14 protein-coding genes are annotated in these 17,034 nt (G+C 70.4%); 3 read left to right on the top strand and 11 right to left on the bottom strand.

From position 1 onward, the window contains the following. Positions 1–6: 6 nt before the first annotated feature. Positions 7–1,755 (bottom strand): ABC transporter ATP-binding protein, encoded by a 1,749-nt coding sequence (locus G5C66_RS08645; protein ID WP_165110556.1) that lies wholly within the window; start codon positions 1,753–1,755, stop codon positions 7–9. Beyond that, positions 1,756–2,388, bottom strand: a complete 633-nt coding sequence (locus G5C66_RS08640; RefSeq protein ID WP_165110555.1) for a TetR family transcriptional regulator — start codon at positions 2,386–2,388, stop codon at positions 1,756–1,758. Between the two features lie 178 nt (positions 2,389–2,566). Between G5C66_RS08640 and G5C66_RS08635 the strand changes: the two genes are divergently transcribed. Further along, positions 2,567–4,276: a S8 family peptidase gene (locus G5C66_RS08635; RefSeq protein ID WP_165110554.1), complete on the top strand. Its 1,710-nt coding sequence runs from the start codon at positions 2,567–2,569 to the stop codon at positions 4,274–4,276. 71 nt (positions 4,277–4,347) lie between these two features. On the opposite strand, the gene G5C66_RS08630 is transcribed toward G5C66_RS08635, so the two are convergent. The 4 genes from G5C66_RS08630 to G5C66_RS08615 form a co-directional block, all read right to left on the bottom strand. Continuing rightward, the gene (locus tag G5C66_RS08630) at positions 4,348–4,581 is read right to left on the bottom strand and encodes a hypothetical protein (protein WP_165110553.1); all 234 of its coding nucleotides are present in this window, start codon (positions 4,579–4,581) and stop codon (positions 4,348–4,350) included. 49 nt (positions 4,582–4,630) lie between these two features. Further along, a complete protein-coding gene (locus G5C66_RS08625; RefSeq protein WP_165110726.1) occupies positions 4,631–6,625 on the bottom strand; it encodes a beta-galactosidase in 1,995 nt (664 codons plus the stop codon). Between the two features lie 5 nt (positions 6,626–6,630). After that, entirely contained in the window at positions 6,631–7,278 is a 648-nt protein-coding gene (pdxH, locus tag G5C66_RS08620; protein WP_165110552.1) for a pyridoxamine 5'-phosphate oxidase, read from the bottom strand. A 67-nt stretch (positions 7,279–7,345) separates the two neighbouring features. Beyond that, complete coding sequence (locus G5C66_RS08615; RefSeq protein WP_165110551.1) at positions 7,346–7,849, bottom strand: hypothetical protein; 504 nt, start codon at positions 7,847–7,849, stop codon at positions 7,346–7,348. A 105-nt stretch (positions 7,850–7,954) separates the two neighbouring features. Between G5C66_RS08615 and G5C66_RS08610 the strand changes: the two genes are divergently transcribed. Continuing rightward, complete coding sequence (locus G5C66_RS08610; RefSeq protein ID WP_165110550.1) at positions 7,955–9,058, top strand: citrate synthase; 1,104 nt, start codon at positions 7,955–7,957, stop codon at positions 9,056–9,058. A gap of 22 nt (positions 9,059–9,080) precedes the next feature. Here the strand turns inward: G5C66_RS08610 and G5C66_RS08605 are convergent, their stop codons facing one another. Both G5C66_RS08605 and G5C66_RS08600 read right to left on the bottom strand, forming a co-directional pair. Continuing rightward, a complete protein-coding gene (locus G5C66_RS08605; protein WP_241248356.1) occupies positions 9,081–9,938 on the bottom strand; it encodes a PhzF family phenazine biosynthesis protein in 858 nt (285 codons plus the stop codon). A 45-nt stretch (positions 9,939–9,983) separates the two neighbouring features. Continuing rightward, positions 9,984–10,457 carry a GNAT family N-acetyltransferase gene (locus G5C66_RS08600; protein WP_165110549.1) on the bottom strand — a complete coding sequence of 158 codons (474 nt, stop codon included), beginning with the start codon at positions 10,455–10,457 and terminating at the stop codon, positions 9,984–9,986. A 43-nt stretch (positions 10,458–10,500) separates the two neighbouring features. Between G5C66_RS08600 and serC the strand changes: the two genes are divergently transcribed. Beyond that, entirely contained in the window at positions 10,501–11,616 is a 1,116-nt protein-coding gene (serC, locus tag G5C66_RS08595; RefSeq protein ID WP_165110548.1) for a phosphoserine transaminase, read from the top strand. Between the two features lie 122 nt (positions 11,617–11,738). On the opposite strand, the gene G5C66_RS08590 is transcribed toward serC, so the two are convergent. From G5C66_RS08590 to G5C66_RS08580, 3 genes are all read right to left on the bottom strand, one after another. Beyond that, positions 11,739–12,716, bottom strand: a complete 978-nt coding sequence (locus tag G5C66_RS08590; RefSeq protein WP_165110547.1) for a hypothetical protein — start codon at positions 12,714–12,716, stop codon at positions 11,739–11,741. Next, positions 12,713–13,924: a class I SAM-dependent methyltransferase gene (locus tag G5C66_RS08585; protein ID WP_241248355.1), complete on the bottom strand. Its 1,212-nt coding sequence runs from the start codon at positions 13,922–13,924 to the stop codon at positions 12,713–12,715. The genes G5C66_RS08590 and G5C66_RS08585 overlap by 4 nt, the downstream gene beginning before the upstream one ends. Before the next feature lie 213 nt (positions 13,925–14,137). Then, positions 14,138–16,939 (bottom strand): FAD-linked oxidase C-terminal domain-containing protein, encoded by a 2,802-nt coding sequence (locus G5C66_RS08580; RefSeq protein ID WP_165110546.1) that lies wholly within the window; start codon positions 16,937–16,939, stop codon positions 14,138–14,140. Positions 16,940–17,034: the final 95 nt, after the last annotated feature.

Genomic DNA, 17,034 nt, shown 5'->3' with positions numbered 1-17,034 from the left:
GCTCGCTCATGCCGCGGCCTCCTCTGCGCTGAGCTGGGAGGAGACGATCTCCTGGTAGGTGGCGTTGCCGGTGAGCAGCTCCTCATGGGTGCCCTCGCCCACGATCGCGCCGTCCTCGAGCACGAGGATCTTGTCGGCTTCACGGATGGTGGAGACGCGCTGGGCGACCACGATCACCGTGGCATCGTGGGTCTCGGGGGCGAGCGCGGCGCGGAGCCGGGCGTCGGTGGCGACGTCGAGCGCGGAGAAGGAGTCGTCGAAGAGATAGATGTCCGGCCTCCTCACGAGCGCTCGGGCGATCGCCAGGCGCTGCCGCTGACCGCCGGAGACGTTGGTGCCACCCTGGTCGATCTCGGCGTCGAGGCCGGTGCCGCCCTCGGGAGCCATCCGCTCGACGAAGTCGCGCGCCTGGGCGACCTCGAGCGCGTGCCAGAGCTCCTCGTCGGTGGCGTCCGGCTTGCCGTGGAGCAGGTTGGAGCGGACGGTGCCGGTGAAGAGGAAGGCCTTCTGCGGCACCAGCCCGAGGGAGCTGCGCAGGGTGGCCGGGTCGAGGTCGCGTACGTCGATCCCACCGACGCGCACGACACCGGCGGTCGCGTCGAAGAGCCGTGGGACGAGCCCCAGCAGGGTCGTCTTGCCGGCACCGGTGGAGCCGATGATCGCGACGGTCTGCCCGGGGCGGGCCTCGAAGGTCAGGTCGTGGAGGACCGGGTGGTCGGCGCCGGGGTAGGTGAAGCCGGCTCCGGTCAGGTCGACGTGGCCGCGCCGGGAGATCTCGGTGACGCCGGCCACCGGGGGCGTCACCGACGTCTCGGTGTCGAGCACCTCGGCGATCCGGTCGGCGCAGACGGCCGCGCGCGGCACCTGCATGAGCATGAACGTGCCCATCATGATCGACATCAGGATCTGCATCAGGTACTGCAGGAAGGCGGTCAGCGGACCGACCTGCATCACCCCGTCGTCGACCCGGATGCCGCCGAACCAGATCACCGCGACGCTGGCGACGTTGATGACCAGCATCATCAGCGGGAACATCGTCGACATCCACCGCCCGGCCCGCAGGGCGACGTCGGTGAGCTCGTCGTTGGCCTTCGCGAACCGCTCGGTCTCCTGCCGCTCGCGTACGAACGCGCGGATGACCCGGATGCCGGTGATCTGCTCGCGCAGGATGCGGTTGACCGCGTCGATGCGCTCCTGGACCTTGCGGAAGTTGGGGACCATGCCGCGGACGACCACGGCCATGGAGACCAGCAGCGCCGGGATGACGACAGCGAGCAGCCAGGAGAGGCCGGCGTCCTCCTGGATGGCCATCACGACACCGCCGATCATCATCATCGGCACCATCACCGCGAGCGTGCAGGTCAGCACGGCGAGCATCTGGACCTGCTGGACGTCGTTGGTGGTGCGGGTGATCAGCGACGGGGCACCGAAGCGGCCGACCTCGCGGGCGCTGAAGGAGCCGACCTTCGCGAAGATCGCCGCCCGCAGGTCGCGGCCGAAGCTCATCGCGCTGCGCGCGGCGAAGTAGACGCTGACGATCGAGGCGAGGATCTGCACGAGCGCGACACCGAGCATGATCGCGCCGATCCTGACGATGTAGTCCGTGTCGCCCTCGGCCACACCCTTGTCGATGATGTCGGCGTTGAGACTGGGCAGCAGCATTAAGGCCGAGGTCGAGAAGAGCTGCAGGATCGCGATGACGACCAGGAATCTCTTGTACGGGAGCAGGTAGTCCCGGAGCAGTCGCAGAAGCATTCAGGGGGTCTCTCTGGTCAAGATGCCACCGAGCAGCACGTCGATGACGTCCTCGCTGCTCAACGGCTGGTTCGTTCGGTTCAGACCAGGGAGCCAGGCCCCGATCGTGAGGCTGCGCAGCACCAGCGCGGCCTTGCGCGGCGGCAGCCGCAGGTCGTCGACGTGTGGCTCGAAGACGAGCCTCGTCAGGTTGTCGATGAGGGCCTTGTTGGCCTCGATGACGAACCTCGGCGGACCATGCGGATGACGTACGCCCTCGGGGTCGCACTCCTCCTCCATCACGGCGGAGCGCACCGCCATCATGACCAGGACGCCGCGCTGCGAGCCCGCGGCCAGCAGGTCGATCACGGCACGGAGCTTGTCCTCGATGTCGGCCTTGTCCTCGACGACCTCCGCCATGGACTCGGCCGTCCGGACGGGGTCGAAGACGTTCTCCGCCACCGCTCGGTAGAGCTCCCGCTTGTCACGGAAGTGCCGGAAGATCGTGCCCTCGGCGACGCCCGCCGCCTCCGCGATGAGCCGCGTGGTCGTCGCCGTGCCGTGCTCGATCAGCAGCGTCTCGGTCACCGCGATGATCGCTGCGCGCCGGTCGGCTGCGGGAATCGGCTTCGCCCGCGTACGTCGTTCGTCCACGTCTACGAGGGTAAGTGAGTGAGCACTCACTCACAACTCATTTGTTGGTGGATCGTGGCTCCAAACCCTGTTCGAGCCGACGCTGTCTGAGGCATGCTGACCCCACTGTCGGGCCGACAAGGGCCGTGACAGGGGTGGTCCCGACAATCTCGACCACCGAATCCGGAATGGAGACAGCATGCGTAGGTTGTTGACAGGTGCGACCGCGGTCGCGCTGGGGGTCACCGGCACCCTCGTCATGGCGAACTCGGGCAGCGCCACCTCCGACCAGGAGGTCCGCTATGTCGTGGCATATGCCGAGGGAACCTCGGCCGCCACCGCCCGCGCCGCCGTGAAGGCGGCCGGGGGCGAGATCGTCTCGGAGAACAGTGCCATCGGTGTCGCGACGGTCACCGCGGGCGAGGACTTCGCCGAGGCGGCCAACGCCTCGGGCGCCCTCGTCGGCGCGGCCCAGGACAGGATCGTGGGCGCCACCGCCCCTGATGCGGCGAGCAAGGCCCGCAAGCAGGAGGTGTCGAAGGTCGAGACCGAGTTCCGCAGCGGCAAGGGCACCGCGCCCAAGGCCCCGAAGCCGAAGGGCTCCGCGGAGCCGCTCTCCGGCCTGCAGTGGGACATGGAGCAGATCCACGCCAAGGCGGCCAACAAGACCGAGCGCGGCAAGGGTGTCCGCGTCGGCATCATGGACACCGGCGTCGACGGGTCCCACCCCGACATCGCGCCCAACTTCGACGCCCGCCTGAGCCGCAACTTCACCACCGACATCCCGGTCGACGCCAACGGCGCCCCGGTCGACGGTCCGTGCGAGGACGAGCCCGACGCCTCCTGTGAGGACGCGGCCGACGTCGACGAGAACGGCCACGGCACCCACGTCGCCTCGACGATCGCCTCGCCCGTCAACGGCGTCGGCATCACCGGCGTCGCCCCGGAGGCCGACATCGTCAACCTCCGCGTCGGCCAGGACTCCGGCTACTTCTTCCTGCAGCCCTCGGTGGACGCGCTGACCTACGCCGGCCGCAACGGCATCGACGTGGTCAACATGAGCTACTACGTCGACCCGTGGCTGTTCAACTGCACCAGCCACCCGGCCGACTCGCCCGAGGACCAGGCCGAGCAGGTCACGATCATCACCGCGATGCAGCGTGCCCTCGACTACGCCCGCTCGCGCGGCGTGACCCTGGTCGCCGCCGCCGGCAACCAGGCGATCGACTACACCAAGCCGCAGACCGACGCCAGCAGCCCCGACTACGCCAGCGAGCCCGGCGAGGCCGCGTACGTCCGTGACCTGCTCGACCCGGAGTCCTGCGTCTCGATGCCCACCGAGGGCGACGGGGTCATCGCGGTCAGCGCCACCGGGCCGTCGGAGCGCAAGTCCTACTACTCCAGCTACGGCGACGGCTTCGTCGACGTCGCGGCGCCGGGTGGCGACGCGTACGACAGCGCGGACGGGACGCGCAACTACGCCTCGAACATCCTGGCCGCCTACCCCTACGACCTGGCCGTGGCCGAGGGCGCGATCGACCCGGCGACAGGCGAGGTCCTGGTCCCGTGGGCCGTCAAGGACTGCTCCAGCGGCGAGTGCTCCTACTACCAGTACCTGCAGGGCACCTCGATGGCCTCCCCGCACGCCGCCGGTGTCGCCGCGCTGATCGTCGGCGAGTACGGCAGCAGAGACCGCTCCGGCAAGAAGCTCTCGCCCAACAAGGTCGAGAAGATCCTGCTCGAGTCGGCCACCGACAAGGCCTGCCCGGTCCCGGCGGACTTCACCTACGTCCGCCACCTGCCCAACGGCACGACGGCGACCTCGACCCACACCTGTGAGGGTGGCGAGGCCCCGAACGGCTTCTACGGCAGCGGCATCGTCAACGCCGAGGCGGCAGTCTCGCGCTGATCCACTGCTCGCGGGCGACCGCGATCCGGCCGGCCCACACCCTGCGTGTGGGCCGGCTCCGCTTTTGCGGGTCAGTCGCGACCGGCGTCGTGCTGCTCCTTGATGTACTCCCAGTCGCGGTCGCTCAGCAGCGGAGCGTCCGGAAGTCCGTCGAGAGCGGTGTCGTCGCGTCGGACCGGGACGCCGCCCGCGCCGATCACCGCGTCCAGGACCTTCATGTCGCTCAACGGCGCACCCGGATGCGCACGGAGCCAGTGCTTCACATCGTCTGCGAGCCGGTGCCACCAGTGCTCATGCTCGTTCATGCTCCGATGATCCCACCGTTGGATGAACAGCGGGTTCGCAGAAAGAGGCTCAATCCTCCTCGCGGATGACGGCGACCTGGCCGGCACGGACCAGGTGCGGCCCGCCCTCGTTGCCGGAGAGCAGGTCGGTGCCGCGGACGGGGACGATGACCGCCTCGTGGGTGTGGTTGATGACGAAGACGTACGTCCCCTGCTCACCGACGCGACGGATCGCCTCGACGCCTTCGGGGAGACCGCCGACGACGGGCTTGGTCGTGGTGAAGACCTGGTTGGTCAGGGTGTCGAAGGAGTCGGGGGTGAGCTCGGTGCCGACGTACCAGGCCGTGCCCTTGCCGACCCGGCGCCGGGTGACGGCCGGGTCGCCGGCGCAGTCACCGGTGGCGTACGCAGCCACGACGTCGGCCCCGACGGCACGGCCGCGCTCGCTCCAGATCGTCCCGGTCCCGTAGGCGGTCAGCGGGATCTCGTCGCCCTCGGGGAGCGGGCAGAACTCCTCGATCCGCACGCCGAGCAGGTCGGTGAGACCGCCCGGGTAGCTGCCGAGCCGAATGTGGTCGTGCTCGTCGACGATGCCGGAGAAGTAGGTCGCGACCAGGGTGCCGCCGGCCTCGACGAACGCGGTGAGGCGGGCGATGGTCGCGTCGGAGAGCAGGTACTGCACGGGCAGCACCACCACGTCGTATCCGTCGAGCGGGTCGGTGACCCCGATGATGTCGACGCCGAGGTTGCGTGCCCAGCAGGCCCGGTGCCAGGCCCGCGCGGCCGCCATCGGGTCGACGTCGACCGACGGGTGCGAGTCGAACGTCGCCGCCCACCACGACTCCCAGTCGAAGCAGATCGCGACGCTCGCCTGCGCCACCCGGGTGCCGGCGACCTCGGAGATCGCGGCGAGGTCGGCGCCGAGGCGTACGGCATCCCGCCACAGCCGGCTCTCGGTGCCGGCGTGCGGGACCATCGCGGAATGGAACTTCTCGGCGCCGCCGCGCGAGGCGCGCCACTGGAAGAACATCGCCCCGTCGGCTCCGCGCGCGACGTGCTGGAAGGAGTTGCGGCGCATCTCGCCGGCGGTCTTGGCGATGTTGCGCGGCTGCCAGTTGACCGCGGAGGTCGAGTGCTCCATCAGCAGCCACGGCTCGCCGTGGGCCCAGGAGCGGGTCAGGTCGGCGGTCATCGCGAGCTGCTGCGTGCGGTCCTCGTCCTCGGCGATGAGGTAGTGGTCGTTGGAGACGAGGTCGCCGACATCGACCCAGCTGCGGTAGTCGAGCGACTTGCGGAAGCCCATGAAGTTGGTGGTCAGGGGCTTGTCGGAGTGGGCCCGCACCGCCGTCGCCTCGACCCGGTAGATCTCGCGGATCTCGTCGGAGCAGAACCGCCACCAGTCGAGCTGCTGGCCCGGGTTGGCGAAGTTGCCGTAGGAGACCTGGCGGGGCGGTCCGATCTGCTCCCAGCTGGTGTAGTGCTGGCTCCAGAACGCCGTCGCCCACGCCTCGTTGAGCTTCTCGATCGCGCCGTAGCGGTCCTCCAGCCAGCGCCGGAAAGCCACCGCGCTGGCGTCGCAGAAGCAGTGGTCGTTGTGGCAGCCGTACTCGTTGTTGATATGCCACATCACCACCGCCGGATGCTCGTCGTAGCGCTTGACCAGCTCGGTGATCAGGGCCGTGGCGGCATCGCGGTAGCCGGTCGAAGAGGGACAGTACGCCTGGCGCGCGCCGAACGCGCGCGGGTTGCCGAGCTGGTCGACGAGCGTGGCCTCCGGGTGACGTTGGAGGAACCACGGCGGCGGGCTCGCGGTCGCGGTCGCCAGGTCCACGGCGATCCCGCCCGCGTGCAGCTTGTCGAGCACCCGGTCGAGCCAGCCGAAGTCGTACGTCCCCGGCTCGGGCTCCAGCAGGGCCCAGGAGAAGATCCCCACGCTGACCAGGTTGACCCCGGCCTCCTGCATGAGGCGTACGTCCTCGTCCCAGGTCTCCTCCGGCCACTGCTCCGGGTTGTAGTCGGCGCCGTAGGCGATCCGCCCGCCCAGCGCCTGGGTGACCCGCTCCATCCCGGTCACGGGGCCAGCCTCTCGGTGCGCCAGGCGCCACCGTCGCGGCGGTAGACGAGCCGGTCGTGCATCCGCCCCGGCCGACCCTGCCAGAACTCCACGCTCTCCGGCTCGACCCGGTAGCCGCCCCACTCCTCCGGCACCGGGACCGGCCGGCCCGCGAACTCCGCCTCGACCTTCGCGTACGCCGCCTCCAGCTCCTCCCGCCCGGAGACGACCCGGCTCTGGTGGGAGGCGTGAGCGCCGAGCTGGGAGCCGCGCGGACGCTGGGAGAAGTAGGCCTCGACGTCGGCCGCGGAGAGCTCGTGGGCGACGCCGTCGATGCGTACCTGGCGCTCGAGCGGGTGCCACGGGAAGAGCACCGCGCAGCGCGGGTTGTGCGCGAGCTCGGAGCCCTTGCGGGACGCGGTGTTGGTGAAGAAGGTGAAGCCCTCGGTCGAGAAGCCCTTCAGCAGCACCGTTCGCGAGGAGGGCGCGCCGTCGGCCGATACGGTCGAGACCACCATCGCGTTGGGTTCGACGATGCCCGCGTCACGAGCCTCGGCGTACCACCTCTCGAACATCGCGAACGGGTCTGCCGCGAGGTCGCTCTCGGTCAGCCCGCTGCGCGTGTAGGACTCGCGCGCGGCCGCCAGCTCAGCTGAGAGATCCATGGTCTCAACCTACGGCCTGATCGGGCGGCCACCGGAGTCAGCCCATGCTGAGTCAGCCCATGCTGTGTCAGTCCATGAAGGCCTTGACCTGGGTGCCGGACTCGTCGAGCTTGTCGCCCAGCTGCTCCAGCGCCGAACCGACCTTCGCCAGCAGCTCCGCGATCGTCTCGAGGGAGCCGGAGAGATCGTCGAGCGCCGAGCCGGCTCCGCCGATCTCCTTCGCGGCGCTCGCGATCGACTTGGCCGGGCCGTCGGCCATCGGCACCTTGCTGAGCCCCTCGGCGACGTCGGCGAGCCGGTCGACGCCCTTGGCGATCGCGGCCGAGATGCCGCCCAGCGAGGTGGCGACGTCGCCCAGCGCGTCCTTGACGCCGCCGGCGCCGTCGCCGACCAGCACGGCGCCTGCCTCACGGGCGCGGCCGCCTGCGGCCTCGAGCCCTGCGCCGAAGGAGTCGAACAGCTGAGGCAGCCGCTCGACCGACGCCAGCACGTCCTTGTTCTCCGTGATCAGCTTGATCACCTTGTCGATGTCCTTCGCGTCGAGGCCACCGACGAGCTTCCCCAGGTCCATGGTCGCTGACCCTAGCGCCGCGCCCACTACCACGCCCGCGCCCCACGCCCGAGCCGAAGCCACGATGCGGCACAATGCCCATGACAGCAGAGAACGGAGAAGGTAGTGAGCCAGGTACAGCACGGTCTCGAGGGCGTCGTGGCCTTCGAGACCCAGATCGCGGAGCCCGACAAAGAGGGTTCGGCCCTCCGTTACCGCGGGGTCGACATCGAGGACATCGTCGGGCGGGTGCCCTTCGAGAACGTCTGGGGTCTGCTGATCGACGGCTCATACGGACCGGGCCTGCCGCCCGCCGAGGCCTACAACCTTCCGGTGCACACCGGCGACGTGCGTGTCGACGTCCAGGCCGCCATCCCGATGCTCGCGCCCGCCTTCGGTTTCGGACAGACCTACGACATCACCGACGAGCAGGCCCGCGCCGACCTCGCCCGCGTGGCCGTCATGGTCCTCTCGTACGCCGGCCAGTCGGCGCGCTCGATCCACCTGCCGGTGGTGCCGCAGCGCGAGGTCGACAAGGGCAACACCCTCGCCGAGAAGTTCCTGATCCGCTGGCGCGGCGAGGCCGACCCGGCACACGCCCACGCCATCGACGCCTACTGGTCCTCGGCCGCCGAGCACGGCATGAACGCCTCCACCTTCACCGCCCGGGTGATCACCTCCACCGGTGCCGACGTCGCCGCCGCCTTCTCCGGCGCGATCGGCGCGATGAGCGGCCCGCTGCACGGCGGCGCGCCCTCACGCGTGCTGGGCATGATCGAGGACGTCGAGAAGTCCGGCGACGCGGCCTCCTACGTGAAGCGGCTCCTCGACTCCGGCGAGCGGCTGATGGGCTTCGGCCACCGCGTCTACCGCGCCGAGGACCCGCGTGCGCGCGTGCTGCGCCGCACCGCCCGCGAGCTGAACGCGCCCCGCTACGAGGTCGCCGAAGCGCTGGAGAAGGCGGCTCTGGAGGAGCTTCGCGCTCGCCGCCCCGACCGGGTCCTGGAGACCAACGTCGAGTTCTGGGCCGCCATCGTCCTCGACTTCGCCGAGATCCCGGCCAACATGTTCACCTCGATGTTCACCTGCGCCCGCACCGGCGGCTGGTCCGCCCACATCCTGGAGCAGAAGAAGACCGGCCGCCTGATCCGGCCCTCCGCCATCTACACCGGCCCCGCCGCTCGGCCCGCCGACGCGGTCGAGGGCTGGAACCCCGACTGGGCGAAGTAGCCGCGAAGCAGCCGCCAGGCCGTCAGAGGCTGATCGCCGCGCCGGTGACTCGCACACGCGGGTCACCGGCGTGCAGCTCGACCTCCAGCAACGACGGCTGGCCCATGTCGTGCCCCTGATGGAGCGTGAGCTCCGCGTCCTCCGCGACCAGGCCGAGCTCCCGCGCATACGCACCGAAGGCCGCGGCAGCCGCCCCGGTCGCCGCATCCTCCACCACGCCCCCGACCGGGAACGGGTCGCGCACGTGGAACACCGTCGGCGTCTCCCGCCACACCAGCTGGACCGTCGTCAGGTCGAGCCGCTCCATCAGCCGCAGCAGCCGGTCGAAGTCGTAGTCCAGCTCCGCCAAGCGCTCACGCGTGGCCGCCGCCAGCACCAGGTGACGTACGCCCGCGAAGGCGATCCTGGGAGGAAGCTCGGCGTCGAGCTCCTCGTCTCGCCAACCGAGGGCGGCCAACGCCTCCGCAACATCGGCCGGTGCAGCCTCGTGCACGCGCGGTTCGACGCTGGTGAGAGTGGCCTTCAGGACGCCGTCGTCGTTGCGTACGGTGACGGGGACCTCGCCGGCGGCGGTGTGGAAGTCGAAGTCGCCCACACCGAGGCGCTCACCCAGCGCCACCGCGGTGGCCACGGTGGCATGCCCGCAGAAGCCCACCTCTGCCTTGGGACTGAAGAAGCGGAGCGTGAACGACCGGTCGTCGTCCGGCTTCGGGCCCGGGGTGACGAACGCTGACTCCGAGTAGCCGAGCTCGGCGGCGATCACGACCAACTGGGCATCGTCGAGAGCCGAGGCATCGAGGACGACGCCGGCTCCGTTGCCGCCCGTCGGCGTGGTGGTGAAGGCGGCGTAGTGCAGGACCTCGGTCATGGTGGAGATCATCGCCGCTCCCCGGGACCTCAGCGAACGAATTTTCGTTCGCCCAGGTCAGAGCCTCTTGGCCATGCAGACCACGAGGTCTTCGTCCTTGTAGTAGCCGAACGGCTCGACGTCGACGTAGCCGTTGGCCGTATAGAGCCCGATGGCCTCGTGCTGGAGGCCGCCGGTCGTGAGGACCAGGGCTTCGAAGCCGGCCTCGCGGGCCGAGGTCTCGACGTGGGCGAGCATCTGTTTGGCGAGTCCCTGGCCCTGGGCCTCGGGGACGACGTACATCCGCTTGATCTCGGCGGTGACTGCGGTCCCGAGGGCGGGCTCGCCGGAGCGTCGCCAGGCGCCGGAGGCGACCGGGACGTCGTCGAGGTAGCCCAGGAAGTAGGCGCCTGCGGGCGGCTCGAACATCTCCGGCACGGTCGGGTCGAGGTCGGGTTCGCCGTAGCGCTCGACGTAGAACTCCTGGACCCGGTCGACCAGCTTCTGCGCGTCCGGGTGGTCGTAGGCGACCCGGCGAATCTCAACAGACACGTCGGTATTCTGGCCGACGCCGGCATCTTGCGAGAATGGGTTTATGACGCTGCAGATCCCCGCCGACCTCCTGCCCGCCGACGGACGTTTCGGGTCCGGGCCGTCCAAGGTGCCCGCCGGGCGCCTGGAGGCGCTCGCCGCGACCGGGGTCTCGGTGATGGGCACCTCCCACCGCCAGCAGCCGGTGAAGGATCTCGTACGCCGCGTCCAGTCCGGCCTCGCCGAGCTGTTCTCGCTGCCGGAGGGCTACGAGGTCGTCCTGGGCAACGGTGGCTCGGTGGCGTTCTTCGACCTGGCGACGTACGCGCTGGTGCGCGAGCGCAGCCAGCACGCGGTCTTCGGGGCGTTCGGCAAGAAGTTCCTCTCCGCGGCCACGGCGGCGCCATGGCTGGCCGACCCGTCGGTGATCTCGGCCGAACCCGGGGCTCTCGCGGTGCCTTCCCAGGAGGCCGACGTCGATGTCTACGCATGGACACACAACGAGACCTCGACGGGGGTGATGGCTCCGGTCGTGCGTCCTGCCGGAGCCGGGTCCGACCAGCTCACCATCGTCGACGCCACCTCGGCCGCCGGCGGGCTGCCGCTCGACGTGACCCAGAGCGACGTCTACTACTTCGCGCCGCAGAAGTCGTTCGCCTCCGACGGCGGCCTGTGGCTCGCGCTGCTCTCCCCCGCCGCGATCGCGCGGGCCGAGGAGATCGCGGCGAGCGGCCGGCACATCCCGTCGTTCTTCTCGCTGACCGAGGCGATCAAGCAGTCCCGCAGCGCGCAGACGGTCAACACCCCGGCGATCGCCACGCTCTTCCTGATGGCCGAGCAGCTCGACTGGATGAACTCCTCCGGCGGGCTCGACGCGATGGTCGCCCGCACCACGGCCTCCTCCGACGCGCTCTACGCGTGGGCCGAGAAGGCTCCGTACGTCCGGCCCTTCGTCGACGACCCCGCCCACCGCTCCCTGGTCGTCGGCACCGTCGAGCTCGACGCCGGCATCGACAAGGCCGAGCTGCGCCGCATCCTCGCCGAGAACGGTGTCGTCGACCTCGACGCCTACCGCGGCGTCGGTGCCAACCAGCTCCGGATCGCGATGTACCCCTCCGTCGACGCCGCCGACATCGAGGCCCTCACCGCCTGCATCGACTGGGTCATCGACCGTCTCTGACCCCGCCGACTCGGCGCAACTGCCCCAAGGACGGTGCCCGAGTCGGCGCAAATGTCCCGATGCGGTTGAGACAAAAGCGCCGACTCGGCGTTCTTGAGCGGGACAAACACGCCGGGTCGGCGTCAGGGGCGCTTGCGGAAGACGAAGTACGCAGCGACCGCGAGCGCCACCAGCGCGGCCGGGCCGACTGCGCCACCGGAGCCGCTCCCCGGGTCGCTGTCGTCGCTGTCCTCGGGTCCACGCTCCTCACCGGCCGGCTCGGCGGCTTCGGGGGTGGGGTCGGCGGTCGGTGACGGCTCGTCCCCGAGCACGTCGCTCACCAGCGCCGGGTCGACCCTGATCACCTCGGCCCGGATGCCCTCGCTGGTCACGACGACCTCGCCGGCCGGGGTGACGCCGATGGCTTCGCCCTGCTCCTGGTCCGGGGTCCGGAAGGAGCCCACTCGGTCCATCGAAGGCCAGTCGTAGACCGTGGCGGAGTAGTAGCCGCGTACGACGACGTGCTTGCCGTCGGGGAAGAAGGCACCGTCGGTGGCCATCGGGATGACCGGGGCAACCTCCTTCAGCCGGTTGGGGCGGTCGGGGTCGAGACGCCTCGGCACGGCGTAGAGGCGCCCGCCGCCCCAGTCCTTCGTGGCGACGAAGACCCGGCCGTCGGGGTGGGCCAGCAGGGACTCGGCGTTGTGCGGACCGTCGGGGTAGACGAGCTCGTAGACCGTCGGCGAGACCGTGCGCTCACCTCGCCCGACCCGGACCTTCGCGATCCGGATCGAGTCCCAGACGCTGTTGTTGTCGCCGATGTCGCCGACCCAGACGTGGTTGCCGCCGGCAGGGGCGAGGCCCTCGACGTCGACCGGGTCGGCGGCCCAGTGCGTCACGCCGACGGTGTCGCCGCGGGAGTCGACGGTGAAGACGCGGCCGCTGTCGCCGGAGTCGTTGGTGGTGGCGTACAGACCCTTGCCGAGCGGGGTCAGCGCGCTGGCCTCGCTGATCGTCGGGTCGGAGAACGCGAAGAGCACGTCGTCGCCGGCGGCGTGCGCGGGGACGGACGTGATCAGCATCAGTCCGAGCGCGCCCGCGGCGGCGACGACCGCCTTCATCGCTCGGAGAGCAGCTCGCCGAGCTTCGGACGTACGCCCCACTCGGCCACGAGCTCGTCGTACTCCTTCTTCACCGACCCACCCTTGACCGGCGAGCCGGTGCGGATCGCGCGGAGCATGGTGTTGCGCGGGGTGTGCTGGCTCTCCACGAACTGCACCACCTCGACGCGGTAGCCGGCCAGGCGCAGCAGGCTCGCGCGCAGGGCGTCGGTCAGCGTGTCGGCGAAGCGCTCGCGGAGGATGCCGTGGCGGGTGAGCATCGAGTAGGGCGCCGGGGTCGGGGCCTTGCGGAGCTGGGCGGCGATGTCGTGGTGGCAGCACGGCGCAGCGAGGACCAGCGGCGCCTCCCACTCGACCGCTCGGGCGAGGGCGTCGTCGGTGGCGGTGTCGCAGGCGTGCAGGGCGAGCACCACGTCGGGCTTCTCGGCGAGCTGCACACCCTCGATCGTCCCGGCCACGAACTCGGCGTGCACTCCGAGCTCGGCCGCGATCTTCGAGTTGTGCTCCCGCGACTGCTCCTTGACATCGACGCCGGTGACGACGACGGGCAGCTCGCGGACCTCGGTGAGGTAGCGCTGGGCGGCGAAGGTCAGGTAGCCGTTGCCGGCACCCAGGTCGATGATCCGCAGCGGCTCGTCGGCGGTCGGCCGGCGGACCTTCCCGGACTTCATCGCGTCGGCCAGGGCCGCGTCGAGCTGGCGCAGGAACTCCTCGACCTGGCGGTACTTCGCCTGCCGTGACGGCTTCAGCTTGCCGTCCTTGTCGGAGAGCCCGAGCACCCGGAAGACCGGGTCGGACTCCGGCAGCAGCCGCTCCTTGGCCTGGTCGTGGCCGCGCTCGGCCTCGACCGGCGCGGTCAGCTCGGTGGTCGACACGAGGGCCGTCGTCGGCGTCTTCGCCTGGATCTGGGTCTGCTCGGTCGCAGTCGTGACGTTCCAGTTGGCGAACGGTTCGTCGAGGAGATCGTCCAGTGCCGAACTATCTCCAACGGGATGGTTCGCGGTGAACGCCTGAGTCGTGTCGTACGTCGTGATCTGCAGGTGTCGCCCGGCCTTGAGGTCGACATAGCGAAGCTCTGCGCGGCGCCACCTCGGGGTGGTGCCACGCTGCTTGCCGGACGCGACCGCCTTCACCAGCTGGTCGGGATCGAGGATCACCGATCGCATCCGGTTCAGCGCCCGCAGCAGCGGCTCGGACTCCCTGCTCAATTCAGCACCCCGGCAATGACGACCACCAGCAGAAGGGCGACCAGCGCGCCGGGAATGATCATTCGGCGGTAACGCGGGTTCACCGCTTCAGTCTAGGCGCGGCCCGGTCGACGACCCCCATCCCCGACCGCCGCCGCACGTGTAACACGTCGTTCGTAGGACCATCCGGTCGCTCCGATAGGGCGAGTAGTCCAACGAACAGCGTGTTACACCTCAGACCCGCGACGCGAACAGCTCGGCGAGATGCATGGTCGGCACCGAGGCGAGGTCGTCGAGCTGGACCCGGCACGACATCCCGTCGGCCAGGATCACAGAGTCGGGGTGGGACCGGACAGCCGGAAGCAGATGCGTCTCAGCGACCGCGACCGACACCTCGTAGTGCCCCTCCTCGACCCCGAAGTTGCCGGCCAGGCCGCAGCAGCCGGAGACCTTGGTGACCGTCGCACCGGCTCGCTTCAGCAGCGCCTCGTCGGCGGTCCAGCCGAGCACGGCGTGCTGGTGGCAGTGCGGTTGCGCGACGACCTCGACGCCGCCCAGGTCGGGCAGCGTCACGCGTCCCTCGCTGACCAGGCGGGTCACCAGCTCGGCGAAGGTGAGCATCCCGTCGCGTACGACCTCGGCCTCGGGCAGCGCCGAGAGTTCCACCGAGTCCGACCGCAGGGTCGCCGTGCAGGACGGCTCCAGCCCGACGACGGGGATGCCGGAGGAGACGTAGGGCGCCAGCGTACGGACGGTCTTCTCCATGATCTTGCGCGCGTCGTCGAGCTGGCCGGTGGTGATCCAGGTGAGCCCGCAACACGCCTTCTCGCCGATCACGCGGACGGTCAGGCCCTGCGACTCGAGCCAGCGGATCGCGCCGTGGCCGGACTGCGCGAAGAAGTGGTCGGTGAAGGAGTCGGCCCAGATCCAGACGTCGGGGGTCTCGCCGCCGAGCCGGGCGACCGGCGCCGACCGCTTCAGCGTCTTCGGTGCGAACGCCGGGATCGAGCGCCGCTGGTCGATGCCTGCGGTCTTCTTGGCGATGCTCGCCAACGGGCCGACCTTCAGCGAGGCGTTGGCCATCTTGGTGAACGGCGCCGCGAGCCGGGCCCACTTCGGCAGCTGTCCGAGAAGGGCGTGCGAGCGCGGCCGCCGCTCCCCGAGGACGTCGTGCTTCTGGTAGAGCGCCTCCGACTTGTACGTCGCCATGTCGATGCCCGTGGGACAGTCGGACGCACACCCCTTGCAGGCCAGGCACAGGTCGAGCGCCTCGCTGACCGCGGGGTCGCCGAGCCCGTCGACGAGGGATCCGTCCAGCGCCTCCTGCAGCACTCGCGCGCGCCCGCGGGTCGCGTCCTTCTCCTCGCGGGTGGCGAGGTAGGAGGGGCACATCACTCCGATCGTCTTCGGCGCCACGCACTTGCCGACGCCCGTGCAGCGGTGGACCGCCGCACCCAGGTCACCGGAGTCGTGGATGAGCCGCAGCCCGGTGCGGGGAAGAGCACGAGGCCGCACCGGACGCAGGTCGTCGGTGATCGACGCCGGCCGCACGATGTTGCCGGGGTTGAGCAGGTCGGACGGGTCACAGATCCCCTTGACCTGCTCGAAGAGCTCGATCGATGTCTTGTCGTACATGATCGGCAGCAGCTCCGACCGCACCCGACCGTCGCCGTGCTCACCCGAGAGCGACCCGCCGTAGGTGACCAGCCGGGTGGCGCACGCGGTCATGAACTCGCGGAACACCTGCGCCGACTCCGGCGAGTCCGGCGCGAAGGGGAAGTCGATCCGGCAGTGGATGCAGCCGTCGCCGAAGTGGCCGTAGGGGTAGCCGTGCAGACCGAAGTCGGCGAGGATCCCCTCGAAGTCCCGCAGCCAGGCGCCGAGGTGCTCCGGCGGGACCGCGGCGTCCTCCCAGCCGGAGTGGGCCGGCGTCGGCAGCGAGACCCCGGCCAGGCCGGCGCCGTCCTCGCGGATCCGCCACAGCGCGGCGGCCTCGATCGGGTCGACGACCACCCGCGAATCGAGCGCACCGGACTCGGCAGCGATACGTTTCACCAGGTCAGGAGCGTCCTCACCAGCGACCTCGACCATCAGCCAGCCGGCGCCCTTGGGCAGATCGGGCACCGGACGGCCCTTGGCCCGAACCAGGTCGGCGATCCGGGCATCCATCCCCTCGCACGCGATCAGCCGCCCCGGCGCCACCGACAGCAACGACGGCACCGCGTCGGCCGCCTCCGCCATCGTCGGGTAGCCGAGGACGAGCAGCAGCCGCTGGGCCGAGTCGTCGACGAGTCGCACCGTCGTCTCCAGGACGGTGGCGAGGGTGCCCTCGGACCCGGCGAGGAACCGGTCGACCCGACCGCCCTTCTCGGGCAGCAGGTGCTCGAGCGAGTAGCCCGAGACCTGGCGTCCGAAGCGGCCGAACTCGGTCCGCACATGCCCGAGGTTGGCACCCACGAGCGCCTGGAGCCGCTCGGCCGTCTCCCCCGAGGAGACGCCGTCGGCGTAGACCGCCTGCTCGCCGTTGCCGAAGAGGACGGTGAGCGACTCGATGTTGTCGACGGTGCGCCCGTAGCCCAGCGCGCGGTTGCCGCAGGCGTTGTTGCCGATCATCCCGCCGATGGTGCAGCGGGTGTGGGTGGACGGGTCCGGCCCGAAGCGCAGCCCGTGAGGAGCGGCCGCCCGCTGCAGATCGGCATGGACGACACCCGGGTCGATCCGCGCCGTACGCGCCTCCGGGTCGATCTCGTAGATGGTCCGCAGGTCCCGCGTGTCCACGACGATCCCGGCCCCGACGGCGTTGCCCGCAATCGAGGTGCCCGCACCCCGCATCGTCACCGGCGCCCCGGCCGAGCGCGACACGGAGTGCACCGCAAGCAGCTCGTCGCGGGACTGCGGCCGCACGACGACGGAGGGCACGACCCGGTAGAGGCTCGCGTCGCTGGAGTAGAGCGCCCGGGCCAGCGGCGAGTCGTCGACCCGGCTGATCCCCTGGTTGCGCAGCTCATTCGCCAGATCCGAGGCAGTCGCATTCACCCGCTCATTGTCACAGACCCCGGCGCCGCCACCGGCCAGCGCCCACCGTCGGCGACCACAACCCGAACCCGTCTCATTGAGCGATACTCGGCTCT

Origin of the sequence: Nocardioides turkmenicus (assembly GCF_011045035.1) — a bacterium.
Lineage (GTDB): Bacteria > Actinomycetota > Actinomycetes > Propionibacteriales > Nocardioidaceae > Nocardioides > Nocardioides turkmenicus.
Note: the sequence above shows the minus strand (reverse complement) of the source record. Positions and strands in the feature narration are given on the sequence as shown.

Coding starts and splice junctions, on each gene's coding strand:
- serC (WP_165110548.1), top strand. CDS start 10,501: ATGACGCTGCAGATCCCCGCCGACCTCCTGCCCGCCGACGGACGTTTC.
- G5C66_RS08625 (WP_165110726.1), bottom strand. CDS start 6,625: ATGGAGCGGGTCACCCAGGCGCTGGGCGGGCGGATCGCCTACGGCGCC.
- G5C66_RS08635 (WP_165110554.1), top strand. CDS start 2,567: ATGCGTAGGTTGTTGACAGGTGCGACCGCGGTCGCGCTGGGGGTCACC.
- pdxH (WP_165110552.1), bottom strand. CDS start 7,278: ATGGATCTCTCAGCTGAGCTGGCGGCCGCGCGCGAGTCCTACACGCGC.
- G5C66_RS08590 (WP_165110547.1), bottom strand. CDS start 12,716: ATGAAGGCGGTCGTCGCCGCCGCGGGCGCGCTCGGACTGATGCTGATC.
- G5C66_RS08645 (WP_165110556.1), bottom strand. CDS start 1,755: ATGCTTCTGCGACTGCTCCGGGACTACCTGCTCCCGTACAAGAGATTC.
- G5C66_RS08630 (WP_165110553.1), bottom strand. CDS start 4,581: ATGAACGAGCATGAGCACTGGTGGCACCGGCTCGCAGACGATGTGAAG.
- G5C66_RS08605 (WP_241248356.1), bottom strand. CDS start 9,938: ATGATCTCCACCATGACCGAGGTCCTGCACTACGCCGCCTTCACCACC.
- G5C66_RS08615 (WP_165110551.1), bottom strand. CDS start 7,849: ATGGACCTGGGGAAGCTCGTCGGTGGCCTCGACGCGAAGGACATCGAC.